The 13,057-nt window shown below is 67.6% G+C and carries 15 protein-coding genes and 1 pseudogene; 6 read left to right on the forward strand and 10 right to left on the reverse strand.

Annotated features, from left to right (window positions below; genetic code table 11):
• Positions 1 to 3: 3 nt before the first annotated feature.
• A complete protein-coding gene (locus G6N66_RS24830; RefSeq protein WP_085232717.1) occupies positions 4 to 1,623 on the reverse strand; it encodes a peptide ABC transporter substrate-binding protein in 1,620 nt (539 codons plus the stop codon).
• A gap of 17 nt (positions 1,624 to 1,640) precedes the next feature.
• Complete coding sequence (locus tag G6N66_RS24835) at positions 1,641 to 2,165, reverse strand: DUF4232 domain-containing protein (RefSeq protein ID WP_372515842.1); 525 nt, start codon at positions 2,163 to 2,165, stop codon at positions 1,641 to 1,643.
• A gap of 47 nt (positions 2,166 to 2,212) precedes the next feature.
• Between G6N66_RS24835 and acs the strand changes: the two genes are divergently transcribed.
• Positions 2,213 to 4,219, forward strand: a complete 2,007-nt coding sequence (acs, locus tag G6N66_RS24840; protein ID WP_276013543.1) for an acetate--CoA ligase — start codon at positions 2,213 to 2,215, stop codon at positions 4,217 to 4,219.
• Between the two features lie 9 nt (positions 4,220 to 4,228).
• On the opposite strand, the gene G6N66_RS24845 is transcribed toward acs, so the two are convergent.
• Positions 4,229 to 4,951, reverse strand: coding sequence for a chymotrypsin family serine protease (locus G6N66_RS24845; protein ID WP_085232715.1), 723 nt, complete (start codon positions 4,949 to 4,951; stop codon positions 4,229 to 4,231).
• Between the two features lie 304 nt (positions 4,952 to 5,255).
• Between G6N66_RS24845 and G6N66_RS24850 the strand changes: the two genes are divergently transcribed.
• The 3 genes and pseudogenes from G6N66_RS24850 to G6N66_RS30535 form a co-directional block, all read left to right on the forward strand.
• Positions 5,256 to 5,795: a phage holin family protein gene (locus tag G6N66_RS24850; RefSeq protein ID WP_085232714.1), complete on the forward strand. Its 540-nt coding sequence runs from the start codon at positions 5,256 to 5,258 to the stop codon at positions 5,793 to 5,795.
• 10 nt (positions 5,796 to 5,805) lie between these two features.
• Complete coding sequence (locus G6N66_RS24855) at positions 5,806 to 6,756, forward strand: alpha/beta fold hydrolase (protein ID WP_085232713.1); 951 nt, start codon at positions 5,806 to 5,808, stop codon at positions 6,754 to 6,756.
• 39 nt (positions 6,757 to 6,795) lie between these two features.
• Positions 6,796 to 6,894 (forward strand): annotated as a pseudogene (locus G6N66_RS30535) (hypothetical protein); the annotation flags it as partial.
• Here the strand turns inward: G6N66_RS30535 and marP are convergent.
• From marP to nth, 4 genes are read right to left on the reverse strand one after another with little or no spacing between them, the layout of a single operon-like run.
• Positions 6,862 to 8,055 (reverse strand): acid resistance serine protease MarP, encoded by a 1,194-nt coding sequence (gene marP / locus G6N66_RS24865; protein ID WP_139825181.1) that lies wholly within the window; start codon positions 8,053 to 8,055, stop codon positions 6,862 to 6,864. The pseudogene G6N66_RS30535 and the gene marP sit on opposite strands and share 33 nt — an antisense overlap.
• A 5-nt stretch (positions 8,056 to 8,060) precedes the next feature.
• The gene (locus tag G6N66_RS24870) at positions 8,061 to 8,825 is read right to left on the reverse strand and encodes an NUDIX hydrolase (RefSeq protein WP_085232738.1); all 765 of its coding nucleotides are present in this window, start codon (positions 8,823 to 8,825) and stop codon (positions 8,061 to 8,063) included.
• A 47-nt stretch (positions 8,826 to 8,872) separates the two neighbouring features.
• Positions 8,873 to 9,508, reverse strand: a complete 636-nt coding sequence (locus G6N66_RS24875; RefSeq protein WP_085232711.1) for a TlpA family protein disulfide reductase — start codon at positions 9,506 to 9,508, stop codon at positions 8,873 to 8,875.
• A 6-nt stretch (positions 9,509 to 9,514) separates the two neighbouring features.
• A complete protein-coding gene (nth, locus tag G6N66_RS24880) occupies positions 9,515 to 10,195 on the reverse strand; it encodes an endonuclease III (RefSeq protein ID WP_276013555.1) in 681 nt (226 codons plus the stop codon).
• 185 nt (positions 10,196 to 10,380) lie between these two features.
• Between nth and G6N66_RS24885 the strand changes: the two genes are divergently transcribed.
• Both G6N66_RS24885 and crp read left to right on the forward strand, forming a co-directional pair.
• Complete coding sequence (locus G6N66_RS24885) at positions 10,381 to 10,776, forward strand: hypothetical protein (protein WP_085232709.1); 396 nt, start codon at positions 10,381 to 10,383, stop codon at positions 10,774 to 10,776.
• A 98-nt stretch (positions 10,777 to 10,874) separates the two neighbouring features.
• Complete coding sequence (gene crp, locus G6N66_RS24890; RefSeq protein ID WP_085232708.1) at positions 10,875 to 11,549, forward strand: cAMP-activated global transcriptional regulator CRP; 675 nt, start codon at positions 10,875 to 10,877, stop codon at positions 11,547 to 11,549.
• A 73-nt stretch (positions 11,550 to 11,622) separates the two neighbouring features.
• Here the strand turns inward: crp and G6N66_RS24895 are convergent, their stop codons facing one another.
• From G6N66_RS24895 to G6N66_RS24905, 3 genes are read right to left on the reverse strand one after another with little or no spacing between them, the layout of a single operon-like run.
• Positions 11,623 to 12,420: an MBL fold metallo-hydrolase gene (locus tag G6N66_RS24895; protein ID WP_085232707.1), complete on the reverse strand. Its 798-nt coding sequence runs from the start codon at positions 12,418 to 12,420 to the stop codon at positions 11,623 to 11,625.
• A complete protein-coding gene (locus G6N66_RS24900) occupies positions 12,417 to 12,881 on the reverse strand; it encodes a RidA family protein (RefSeq protein WP_085232706.1) in 465 nt (154 codons plus the stop codon). The genes G6N66_RS24895 and G6N66_RS24900 overlap by 4 nt, the downstream gene beginning before the upstream one ends.
• Complete coding sequence (locus tag G6N66_RS24905; protein WP_090350112.1) at positions 12,878 to 13,039, reverse strand: DUF4177 domain-containing protein; 162 nt, start codon at positions 13,037 to 13,039, stop codon at positions 12,878 to 12,880. The genes G6N66_RS24900 and G6N66_RS24905 overlap by 4 nt, the downstream gene beginning before the upstream one ends.
• Between the last annotated feature and the right edge of the window lie 18 nt (positions 13,040 to 13,057).

The following is a 13,057-nucleotide window of genomic DNA, read 5'->3' on the forward strand; positions in this document are numbered from 1 at the left end:
AATTCAGTTCTTGCGGATGTTCTCATAGTCGGGCAGGCCGTTCCAGGTGACGCGCACCGCGCTCACCCCCGGCGACCACCCCACCACGCTGATGAAGTTCCACAGCGGAACAACGGGCATGTCATGCAACAGGATTCGTTGCCCTGCGTTGGCGCGCACATACGACTCCTGCAACGTGGGAGCGGATTCAGCCGCCGACAGCGCGGTGTCGAAGTCCCGGCTGGAATACCCGACGTCGTTGGAACCCGCCCCGGTGGCGAACAACGGGCCAAGGAAATTCAGCATTGACGGGTAATCGGCTTGCCATCCAGCGCGGAAGGCGGTCTGGATGGTGCGATTGACGATCGGCGTGCGGAATCCGGCGAACGTTGGTTGCGGAGCGCCGACCGCGTCGATGCCCAAGACGTTTTTGATGCTGTTGGCCACCGCATCCACCCACTCCCGGTGGCCCGAGTCGGCGTTGTAGGCGATCGCGTACTGGCCGCTCCATGGCGATAGGGCGTTAGCTTGTGACCAAAGCCGGCGCGCGCGATCCGGGTCGTAATCCAGCGCGTCGCTGCCCGCGATGTTCGGATCGAATCCCGGCAGCGACCGGGCGGTGAAATCGCGGGCTGGAGTGCGTGTTCCGACGAATATCTGCTGGCAGATTTGCGGACGGTTGATCGCGGCCGACAGGGCCAGGCGGCGCAGCCGCCCCTCCTCGCCGCCGAAATGCGGCAGCCGCAGCGGTGTGTCGAGAGTTTGATTGACCGCGGCCGGCCCACTGGTCGCGTTGCCCCCGAGATCACGCTTGTAGATCGGCAACGCGCTCGGCGGGATGGCGTCCAACACATCGAGATTGCCAGACAGCAGGTCGGAGTAGGCGGTGTCCAGGTTGGCGTAGAACTCGATCCGCAGTCCCTTGTTGTGCGGGACCCGATTGCCGTGGTAATCGGGATTGGGCCGCAGATCGATCTTGACGTTGTGTTCCCAGGCCGGCCCGTCCGCGCTAGCCGCAAGTTTGTAGGGCCCGTTGCCAATTGGGTTTTGGCCGAACGCAGCCATGTCTCGAAACGCCATTGGCGGCAGCGGATAAAACGGGCTGAAAGCCAGGCGCACGGCGAAGTCGATCGTGGGGGCCTTGAGCCGGACGGTGAAGTGCAGGTCGTCGACCACCCGCAGCCCGGACATGGTGGTGCTCACCGGCTTCGGCGCCGCCACGTCGTCATACCCCTGGATCGGACTGAAAAAGCTTTGCTGCAGTTGGGCATTGGTGCTCAGGGCCCCGTAGTTCCACGCGTCGACGAACGAGTGGGACGTCACCGGCGACCCGTCGGTGAATTTCCAGCCCGGCTTGAGCGCGATCCGGTAGTTGACGTCGTCGTCGGTCTCGATCGACTGAGCCACCTCGGTGGAAGTCTTCCCGTCCGCATCAAAGGACATCAGGCCGGCGAAGAGCCGATCGAGGATCCGACCGCCGAAGCTGTCGTTGGCGGTGGTGGGAATCAATGGGTTCGACGGTTCCCCGCCGTTGACGACCACCACATCGGGGCTCAGGACGCCACCACCGCATCCCGTCAGAAACCCGGCCACCAAGGCTAGCGAGAAGGCTAGCGAGGCCAGCGCGGCCCGCATCCGACGCATGCAAGCGACCCTAGGGCCTACCCCGATGGGCCCGCAGTGACCGGGTGCACCTGCAATTGGCAGGCCTCGATGATGGCGGGCACGGTATAGACGGAGTTCACGCCCGGCGGGCTCACGCTCAGGTCGGTGTACGTGGGGCAGGAATTGCCGGCGGTGTCCGTGGCCAAGCCCTCCACGATGGCCTGTGCCTGGGTCGACACCGAAAGGATGACGTTGGGCGGCTCGTCCACCCCGGCCGGCAGGCCGCCCATGTAGCCGCGCGGTGTGTCGTCGGCATGAATGGCCGGTCCGCCGGCGCCCGAGTCGACCGACGGGTAGCCGGAAAGTGTGCACGGCTCTCCACCGACGAGGCTGAAGGTCAGGACGACCCGGCGGTGGCCCGCCGCGCTGTCCGTCGACGACGCGTTCACGGCGACCTGCTCTCCCCAGCAGGGCGTCCCCTCGTCGCCGGCCGCGATCGGCACCGCCCGCGCCGGCGCCGCCAGCAGGACGCCGCCGGCAACACTCGCGGCCGCCACCGAAGCCACCAAGACAGAAGCCACCAGACGAGAACGGGGCACACCGGGATTATCCGGCAAGCCGAGTCGCGATGCCCGCAAATCGGCCCGAGCATCCCCATCCGGGTCGCGTTAGGCTCACACCCGTGACCGAGACCGCAACCGAACACCCCTCCTCGTACCCGCCGCCGGAACACTTCGTCGAGCAGGCCAACGTTCGCGGCGAGCACTACCAAGAGGCCGAGGAAGACCGGCTGGCCTTCTGGGCCAAGCAGGCGGATCGGCTCTCGTGGGCAACGCCGTACACCGAAGTGCTGGACTGGTCGGATGCGCCGTTCGCCAAGTGGTTCGTCGGCGGCAAGCTCAACGTCGCCTACAACTGCGTCGACCGCCACGTCGAGGCCGGCCACAGCGACCGGGTCGCGATTCACTGGGAGGGCGAGCCGGAAGGTCATCAGCGCACCCTGACCTACGCCGATCTGCAGAACGAGGTGTGCAAAGCGGCCAACGCGCTGAGCGACCTCGGACTGGTGGCCGGTGACCGCGTCGCCATCTATATGCCGCTGATTCCCGAGGCCGTGGTCGCGATGCTGGCCTGCGCCCGGTTGGGACTCATGCACAGCGTGGTCTTCGGCGGGTTCACCTCGAAGGCTCTCAAGGCCCGGATCGCCGACGCCGAGGCGAAGCTGCTGATCACCGCCGACGGGCAGTTCCGGCGCGGCCAGCCCGCGCCGCTCAAGGAGGCCGCCGACGAAGCGGTTTCCGAGCCGGACAGCCCCATCGAGCACGTTCTGGTGGTGCGGCGCACCGGAATTGACGTGTCCTGGAACGACGACCGCGACCTGTGGTGGCACGACGTGGTCGATGCGGCCTCCCCCGAGCACACACCGGAGGCGTTCGACTCCGAGCACCCGCTTTTCCTGCTGTACACCTCGGGAACCACGGGCAAGCCCAAGGGCATCGTGCACACCAGCGGAGGCTATCTGACCCAGGCCGCCTACACCGTGCACGCCGTCTTCGACGTCAAGCCCGACAGCGACGTGTTCTGGTGCACCGCCGACATCGGCTGGGTCACCGGGCACACCTACGGCGTCTACGGTCCGCTGTGCAACGGCATCACCGAGGTTTTGTACGAGGGCACGCCCAATTCGCCCACCGAGCACCGCCACTTCCAGATCATCGAAAAGTACGGCGTCACAATCTATTACACCGCGCCAACCATGATTCGCACCTTCATGAAGTGGGGCCGTGAGATCCCCGACGCCCACGACCTGTCCAGCCTTCGGCTGATCGGGTCGGTCGGTGAACCGATCAATCCCGAGGCGTGGCGCTGGTACCGCGAGGTGATCGGCGCGGGCCGCACCCCGGTGGTCGACACCTGGTGGCAGACCGAGACGGGTTCGGCGATGATCGCGCCGCTACCCGGCGTCACCGCCGCCAAGCCGGGTTCGGCGATGAAGCCGCTGCCCGGCATCTCGGCGAAAATCGTTGACGACCATGGCGATCCGCTGCCGCCGGACGCCGAGGGCGAAGAGCATGTCACCGGATACCTGGTCATCGACCAGCCGTGGCCGTCGATGTTGCGCGGGATCTGGGGCGACCCCGAGCGGTATCGCGACACCTACTGGTCCAAGTTCGCCGACCGCGGCTATTACTTCGCCGGCGACGGCGCCCGCCTCGACCCCGAGGGCGCGATCTGGGTGCTGGGCCGCATCGACGACGTGATGAACGTGTCCGGGCACCGCATCTCCACCGCCGAGGTGGAGTCGGCGCTCGTTGGCCACTCGGCGGTCGCCGAGGCGGCGGTCGTCGGAGTGACCGACGACATCACCGGGCAGGCCATCTGCGCGTTCGTGGTGTTGCGCGGCAACTACCAGCCGCACGACGGCACGCACGACGAGCTGCGCGGCGAGGTGGCCAGGGAGATCTCGCCGATCGCCAAGCCACGCGAGATCCACATCGTGCCGGAGCTGCCCAAGACCCGCAGCGGCAAGATCATGCGCCGGTTGTTGCGCGATGTCGCCGAAAAGCGCGAGCTGGGTGACACATCGACCCTGGTCGACGAAAGCGTGTTCGACGCGATCCGCGCCGCCAAATAGCGGCGAGCGTCAGCCGGCTATCGGGACGAAGCCCGCGCCCGGCCGGTTCTTGGCGTTGATGTCGGCCAGGATCGCGTTGAAGTCCATCACGACCGCCGGGGTGTGCAGCGGGATGTACTTGATGATGCAGTCCGGCAGCACGTCGGTGAACGCGCCGTGGATCATGCCGACCAGGAGATTGTTCACCGTCACCGGCGCACCGGAATCGCCGGGACGCCCGCACACCTGCATCACGATCGTGCCGGGATCCTGTCCCATCCCCCACGTGACACCGCACGAGTTGCCGGTGGTGCGGCCTTGTTTGCAGGCGACCTGGCCGAAGGTGGGATCCGGGCCGATGCCGCGGATCACAAAGCCGTTGTAGGTGGCGACCGGCGCCACCTTGGCCGGGTCGAACTTGATCACGGCGTAATCGAGTTTGTCGTTGCCGGCGACCATGACGCCGACGGTGCCCAGCCGTTCGGCCCCCTCGACGGCCAGCTGGGCGCCCGGCCCGCCGCAGTGCGCCGAGGTGAAGCCGATGAGTTCGCCGGCCCTGTCGGTGCCGATGGTCGTCAGGGTGCACATCGTGTCCCCGTTGATGACGATGCCCGCGCCGCCACCCAACGGCAGCCTCCCGTCGGCCGCCGCGAGCCTGCCGGGCGTCCCCGCCAGCGCCAAGAGCGCGGCCACTACAGCTACCACGATGCAGCGCTGTGCCGTGCGCAAAGCAACACCCCTATCGAACGACATCCCGAGCGGCCCGGTCAGTCTAGTGGCTGAGGGGCCTCATCCGACCAGGTCGGCGCGGCGTGGCGCGTCGCCGCGCACCTTCTTGATTCGCTTCGGGCTCAACGGAATCGAGCATTAGAGCAACTTTTTCGCCGCGCTGCCCGGAACAGGCCACGCGGTGAACATGGGTATCCGGCAAACGCGGTCTTCGGTTGGCTACGTCTGGCCAGCGTCCGGCTTCGGCTCTAGGGGCCGCGCATGGCAACATGAACCGCAGTCCGGCTCCCTCGCGCGAGCCAGGCACCCAAGCGAAAGAGGACCGTCCGTGAGCAAAGCCGACCGCACCAGTGGTGTGCCCAGCACGCTGACCACGATTCCCCTGGCAGACCCGCACGCCAGGCCCGCTGAGCCGTCGATCGGCGATCTGATCAAAGACGCAACCACCCAGGTGTCCACCCTGGTGCGCGCCGAGGTCGAACTGGCCCGCGCCGAGATCACCCGCGACGTGAAAAAGGGCCTGACCGGCAGTGTCTTCTTCATCGCCGCGATGGTGGTGCTGTTCTACTCCACCTTCTTTTTCTTCTTCTTCCTGGTCGAGGTGCTCAACATCTGGCTGTGGCGCTGGGTGGCGTTCCTGATCGTGTTCGGGGCCATGGTCCTGGTCGGGGGCGTGCTGGCCCTGTTTGGCTTCCTGAAGGTGCGCCGAATCCGCGGACCACAACAAACCATCGAGTCGGTCAAGGAGACACGCACCGCGCTGACTCCGGGCCACGACAAGGCCCAGGCCGGCACGCCCGCCATCCCCGAGGGCAGCTCGGGCGACAAGGCTCCCAGCGATGCTCGCCCCGATCGCACGGGCTGGTAAGGGCTGGTAAATGCCGGCGCCGGACCCGTCGGTAATCCGCATCGCGGGACCGTGGCGTCATCTGGACGTGCACGCGAACGGCATCCGTTTCCACGTCGTCGAAGCCATGCCCGGCACTGACGAAGACACCCCCGCCACGGCGCGGCCCCTGGTCATGCTGCTGCACGGTTTCGGCTCGTTCTGGTGGTCCTGGCGCCACCAACTGCGCGGGCTGACCGGGGCCCGGGTGATCGCGGTAGACCTGCGCGGCTACGGCGGTAGCGACAAGCCACCGCGAGGTTATGACGGCTGGACACTGGCCGGCGACACGGCCGGGCTGATCCGTGCGCTCGGGCACTCGTCGGCAACGCTGGTCGGCCATGCCGATGGCGGGCTGGCCTGCTGGAGCACCGCACTGCTGCATTCCCGGCTGGTGCGCGCCATCGCATTGGTCAGCTCGCCGCACCCGGCCGCGCTGCGGCGATCGACGTTGACCCGCCGCGACCAGGGCTACGCGCTGCTGCCGACGCTGATGCGCTACCAGGTGCCGATCTGGCCGGAGCGCCTGCTGACCAAGGACAACGCAGCGGAGATCGAGCGCCTGGTCCGTAGCCGCAGCAGCGCGAAATGGCTTGCGTCAGAAGACTTCTCCCAAAGCATCGGCCATCTGCGCCAAGCGATACAAATCCCGGCGGCGGCGCACTGCGCGCTGGAGTACCAGCGCTGGGCGCTGCGCAGCCAGCTGCGCGACGAAGGCCGGCGCTTCATGAGATCGATGTCCGAACGACTCGCCATCCCGGTGCTGCACCTGCGCGGTGACGCCGATCCCTACGTGCTGGCAGATCCCGTCGACCGCACTCGCCGCTACGCGCCGCACGGACGCTACATATCCATTGCCGGCGCAGGACATTTCGGCCATGAAGAAGCGCCCCAGGAAACCAACAGATACCTGACGAAGTTTTTCGAGCAAGTTCACGGCTGAGCTGATGGTGATGACCCGCTGCGCCCGGCTTCGCCGCGCTTGCGATCATCACTAACTGATGGTGATGACCCGCTGCGCCCGGCTTCGCCGCGCTTGCGATCATCACTAACTGACGCAGGCCCCCGTCGGCACCGGTTGGGTGTCGCCGATCTTGTCGAGCTGGCTGGAGACCTCAGCGGTCGTCAACACAAAACCCGTGTCGGCATCGTCGACCGCGGCGCCGAATACCACACCCAGCACGTGACCGTCGAGGTCGATCAACGGCCCACCCGAATTGCCTTGCTCCACATTGGCTCTGATCGTGTAGACGTCGCGGGTGACCGGCGCCGGATCCCGATAGATGTCGGGTCCGCTGAGCTTGATGGCCTCGCGAATCCGGGCGGGTGTGGCAGTGAAGTTACCGCCGCCGGGATAGCCCAGCACCACCACGCTGGCACCCGATTTCGCCTCCGCCTGGGCGAAGGCCAACGGCGGCGGCGGCAGATTCGGCACGGCGAGAATGGCGATGTCGACCGACGGGTCGTAGGACACCACGGTGGCGTCGAGCGGGTTACCGCTGGCGTAGACCTGGATGCTGCTGGACCCGGCCACGACGTGCGCGTTGGTCATGACCCGGTCGGGCGATATCACGAATCCGCTGCCCTCCAACACTTTCTGGCAGCTGGGGGCCAGGCTGCGGACCTTGACCACGCTCGGCTGGGCGGCCAGCACCACCGGGTTGTTGATCAGCGCCGGGTCCGGTGACGCGACGGGAATCACCGGGGTGCGACTGAATGGCTCCAGCACCGCGGGCAGGCCGGAAGTGTTCAGCAGCGCGGACAACCGCTTGGGCACCGTCTTCAGCCACGGCGGCGCAACGTCGTTGACCGACGCGAGCACCCGCGAACCCTTGACCGCCGAAGCCAACTCGGGCTGATCCTTCGACTGCGTCAGCGGCGTCGCCAACAACCAGGCCGCGGTCAGCACCACCACCAGTTGCACGCCCACGCCGATGACCGAGTCGACCAATCGCACTGTGCTGCTACGGATCGCGCCGCGGACCGCGCGGCCCAGCACCACTCCCGCGACCTCGCCGACGACCACCAGCGCCAGGATGAGGAATAAGGCGGCGAACAGCTTGGCGCGCGGCGCGGCGATGTGGGCGACGATATGCGGCGCCAGCAACACCCCCGCGATCGCGCCCAGCAGCACACCGACAAACGACAGCAGCGAGCCGAGCGCCCCCGACCGCCAACCCGAGATCGCCGCGATGAACGCCACCGCCAGCACGGCGACGTCCAACCACTGCGAGGGGGTCATCGTATTCATCGCCGGCCGCCCTGCTCACCGACCAGCGTCATCGCCTCGTCCAGCTCACGCAGATCGTCGGTGTCCCAAGGCTTGGCCCAGCCGGCCACGTCGAGCACCGCGGAGATCACCTGGCCAGTGAACCCCCACACCAGCATCTGGTTCAGCAGAAACGCCGGGCCCGCCCAGCGACGGCCGAGGTCGCCGCGGTAGACCATCAGCCGGTTGGCCGGATTTATGAAGGCGCGCACCGGAACCCGCGACACGATCGCCGTTTCGGTTTCGTTGACGACGGCCACCGGTCCCGGATCCGGCGAGTAGGCCAGCACCGGAACCACGTGAAACTGCGACGGCGCGATGAACGTCCGCTCCATGGTGGCCAACGGATACAACCGGCTGACGTCGATCCCGGTTTCTTCGGCGGCCTCGCGCAGGGCGGTGGACACCGGCCCGTCGTCGGTGGGATCCGACGCGCCGCCGGGGAAGGCCGCCTGGCCCGCATGGTGACTCAATGTCGAGGCGCGCACCGTCAGCAGCAGGTCGGCGTCGTCGGGGGGGCCGCCGTCGGCGGGGCCGCTCTCCGGACCGGAGAACAACACCAGGACCGCGGCCTCGCGGCTGCGGCGACCGACCGAAGACACGGCTCGGGCGGCGGTCACCATCGCCAGCACATCGGCCGGCAGTCGGCGTCGGTACGCATCCGGTATCTGCCCGATGTTGTCGACGAGCGGACGCAACCAGGACGGCCCAACGTCGGGCGTCAGGGGGGCCTTAACACACATCAGCACTCACCGGCGCCTCCGTTGCGTCCTCTTATCCCGCTTACCCTCTAGTTTCCGACCGCCGCCGCGATCTCGTCGGCACTGGCAAACGCCCGCGGCAGCGTCTGGGCAACGCTACCGTCCACCCGCAGGACCACCGTCGCGGGCATCACATTTGCGACCCGCAATGCCGTCGCGACCAGACGTCGACCGTCCTGCAAGGTCGGAAGCCGAACACCGAGCTCCGCCAGCCGCAGCAGGGCCGCCGTCTCGTTCTCGTCTTGGTGCACCGTCACCACCATCACGTCGGGGCCTACGCGTCGTTGGTATTCGGCCATCGCGGGCAGTTCGCGCATGCACGGCCCGCACCATTGCGCCCACAGGTTCAGCACCACCCGGTGCCCGGCCAACGCCTGGGCGACGTCGACGGGTGATCCGTCCGCCGCGCACTCCACCACCACCCCGCGCAGTGCCGTCGAAGTCGGTGCTCCAACGCCTGCGGGGGCCGGACAGGGCGGCAGATCCGCACGTGCGCGCGGCCTGGCCAATGCGGCGGGCGTGTCCGCGTCGCGGTGTTCGCGGCCGACCGCGGCCTGCGGCGTGGCCGGCGTCGGCTGCTGGTCCCGCAGCTGGGCCGCCAGCGCCACGATCAGCGCCGCCACCACCGTCAGGACGGCGATGGTCCACCGGGTTCGTACGGTCACGAGAGATTAGAGACCGGCTAGTGCCAGCAGGTGCTCGGTTTCCGGGCCCTGCACCAGGGGCGCGGCGAGCAGCGGTTCGACGGGACCGAGGCCGAAAGACGGGCAGTCTTTGGCGAGCACGCAGACACCGCATGCCGGCTTGCGGGCGTGGCACACGCGGCGGCCGTGGAAGATCACCCGGTGGCTCAGCAGCGTCCACTCACTGCGCTCGATCAGCTCACCGACCGCGTGCTCCACCTTGACCGGGTCCTCTTCGGCGGTCCAGCGCCAGCGCCGCACCAGACGCCCGAAGTGTGTGTCTACGGTGATTCCCGGGATATCGAAGGCGTTACCCAGGATCACGTTGGCGGTCTTGCGCCCCACTCCGGGCAGCGTGACCAGCTCGGCCATGGTCGCCGGCACCTCGCCGTCGAACCGCTCGACCAGCGCCTGACCGAGCCCGATGAGCGACGCCGCCTTATTGCGATAGAAACCGGTGGGACGGATGAGGGTCTCAAGTTCGGTGCGGTCGGCCTGCGCGTAGTCCAGGGCCGTCCGGTATCGCGCGAACAAAGCGGGCGTCGTCATGTTCACTCGCTTGTCGGTGCTCTGCGCCGACAGGATCGTGGCCACCGTCAGCTCCAGCGGCGAGGTGAAGTCAAGCTCGCAGTATGCGTGCGGAAATGCTTGCGCCAGTGCACGATTCATGCGCCGGGCCCGTCGCACCAAACCAACCCTGGTCTCGTCCGCAAAGCGTTGGGGCACAACCGCCGTGGGCTTGGCCGGCTTGGAGACGGGCACTGCCTTGGAGCGCCGGGACGACTTTGCCGCTGTCACCTACGACAGAGTACTGATTTCGTGATCTCACCGAGACCTCGTGTTGATGCAAGGCCATGTTTACTCTCCTAGTGTCATGGTTGCTGGCCGCCCTCGTGCCGGGACTGCTGATGATCGCCACGCTGGGACTGGGGCGTCTGGAAAAGGAGCTGGCCCAGGCCGGCATCACCGCGACCGACGTCGACGAGTTTGTGGAGAACGCCGACGCCGTCGACGTGCACACGCTGGCTCGCGAGGGCATGCCGGAGGCACTGGACTATCTGCACCGACGTCAGGCCCAGCGGGCTGCTGACTTCCCGCCGTCGGGCCGCCATGCCAGGCCGGAGGACTCCGGCCCGCTAGGTGGCGGACACTTCGACATCGACGACGAGCCCACTTTGCCCACACAGATGCACAAGCATCCGCCAGCCAATCCAGAGGTAACCGGCACCAGACACGTCAATCGTGTGTAGCGTTGGCAGGTCGAACCGATTGGCATAACCTCAGGTTCAAGCCAGTCGCAAGAGGGTGGCCTGCACGTATCACTTCGTTGGAGAGCTGAAGAGGCAACGTGGACGAGATCCTGGCAAGGGCAGGAATCTTCCAAGGGGTAGAACCGACTGCGGTCGCCGCACTGACCAAACAGCTGCAACCGGTCGACTTCCCCCGCGGACACATGGTTTTCGCAGAGGGGGAGCCGGGCGATCGGCTGTACATCATCGTCGCGGGGAAGGTCAAGATCGGGCGCCGCTCGCCGGACGGGCGAGAGAACCTGCTGACCATCATGGGCCCGTCGGACATGTTCGGCGAGTTGTCGATCTTCGACCCGGGGCCGCGGACGTCCAGCGCGACCACCATCACCGAGGTGCGGGCGGTGTCGATGGACCGCGACGCGCTGCGCGCGTGGATCGCCGACCGTCCCGAAATCGCCGAGCAGCTGTTGCGGGTCCTTGCCCGACGACTGCGGCGGACCAACAACAACCTGGCCGACCTCATCTTCACCGACGTGCCCGGTCGGGTGGCCAAACAGCTGCTGCAGCTCGCCCAGCGGTTCGGCACGCAGGAAGGTGGCGCGATGCGCGTCACCCACGACCTGACCCAAGAGGAGATCGCGCAGCTGGTGGGCGCTTCCCGCGAGACGGTGAACAAGGCGCTGGCCGATTTCGCCCACCGCGGCTGGATCCGGCTGGAGGGCAAGAGCGTGCTGATCTCGGACTCCGAACGGCTGGCCCGCCGAGCGCGGTAGGCCGGTCCCCGCGAGCCCAACCTGGCTGCGGTCTTCGGCATTGATTTTCGCGGTGTGGTTCGGCTCGCGGCAACTAGCCGCGCAGGTGATTCAGCTGCACCTGCACGGACCATTCGGCCGCGTCCCAGAGCTTCTCGTCGACGTCGGTGTAGACGTGCTCGACGATCTGGCGCGCGCTGGCTTCCTCGCCGAGTTCTCGCAGCGCGGAACGCACCTGCTCCAAACGCTCGTGCCGGTGCGCCAGGTATCCCGATGCCACGGCCTGAAGGTCGGGCAGCTCCGGGCCGTGCCCGGGCAGCACAGTGCGCCCGCCCAGACCCCGCAGCCGGTGCAAAGATTCGATGTAGTCGGTCAGGCTGCCGTCTTCCTTATCCATGACGGTGGTGCCGCGCCCCAGCACCGTGTCGGCCGTCAGGACAGCGTCGTCGAGCACGAACGACAGCGAATCGGCGGTGTGGCCGGGCGTCGCCAGCACGGTGATCTTCAGGCCGGCCGCATCGATCACCTCGCCGTCGACTAGGTGGCCGCCGAGACCGCGCAAGAAGCCGCTGCCCGCCGATCGGACCGTCGCGCCGGTCGCGTCGACCAGCTTGTCGATGGCGTCGGTGTGGTCGGGGTGGCGGTGGCTGATCAGCACCAGCGTGATGCGCCCCAGCGCGGCAAGCCGCGCGATGTGCTCGTCGTCGTCCGGCCCGGGATCGACGATGACCAACTCGTCGCTGCCCGGGCCGCACAGCACCCAGGTGTTGGTGCCCTCGAGGGTCAGCAAGCCGGGATTGTCGGCCAACAGCACCGAGACGGTGTCCGTCACCGGCCGCAGCCGGCCGTATGCCGGATGCGACAGCTGCTCAGCGGACTCGGCTGACGTCAACCGACCTCCACGATCAACTCGACTTCCACGGGCGCGTCCAGCGGCAACTCGGCCACCCCGACGGCCGAGCGGGCGTGCGCGCCGTTGTCGCCGAACACCTCGGCGAGCAGGTCGGATGCCCCGTTGATGACGGCGGGCTGGCCGTTGAAGCCCGGCGCGGAGGCGACGAACCCGACGACCTTGACCACCCGGGTCACCGTGTCGATGTCCACCACCGAGCCCACCGCCGCGAGCGCGTTGAGCGCGCACATGCGCGCCAAGGCCTTGCCCTCCTCCGGGCTGACCCCACCGCCGACCTTGCCGGTCGCGGCCAGTTTGCCGCCCTCCATCGGCAGCTGCCCGGAGGTGTAGACCAGGTTGCCCGTGCGCACCGCCGGCACGTAGGACGCCAGCGGCGCTACCACTTGCGGCAGCACCACACCCAGTTGCTCGAGCCGGGCCCGGGCGGGGCCAGTGGTCACTTCGGCCGTTTCAGGTAGGCGACGTGCTGCTCACCCGTCGGCCCGGGCAGCACCGCCACCAGCTCCCAGCCGTCGGCGCCCCACTGGTCGAGGATCTGCTTCGTGGCGTGCGTGAGCAGCGGAACGGTGGCGTACTCCCATGCGGTGGGTTGGCTCATGACGGCAGCTTATCGGTC

This window comes from Mycobacterium conspicuum (assembly GCF_010730195.1).
Classification (GTDB): Bacteria; Actinomycetota; Actinomycetes; order Mycobacteriales; family Mycobacteriaceae; genus Mycobacterium; species Mycobacterium conspicuum.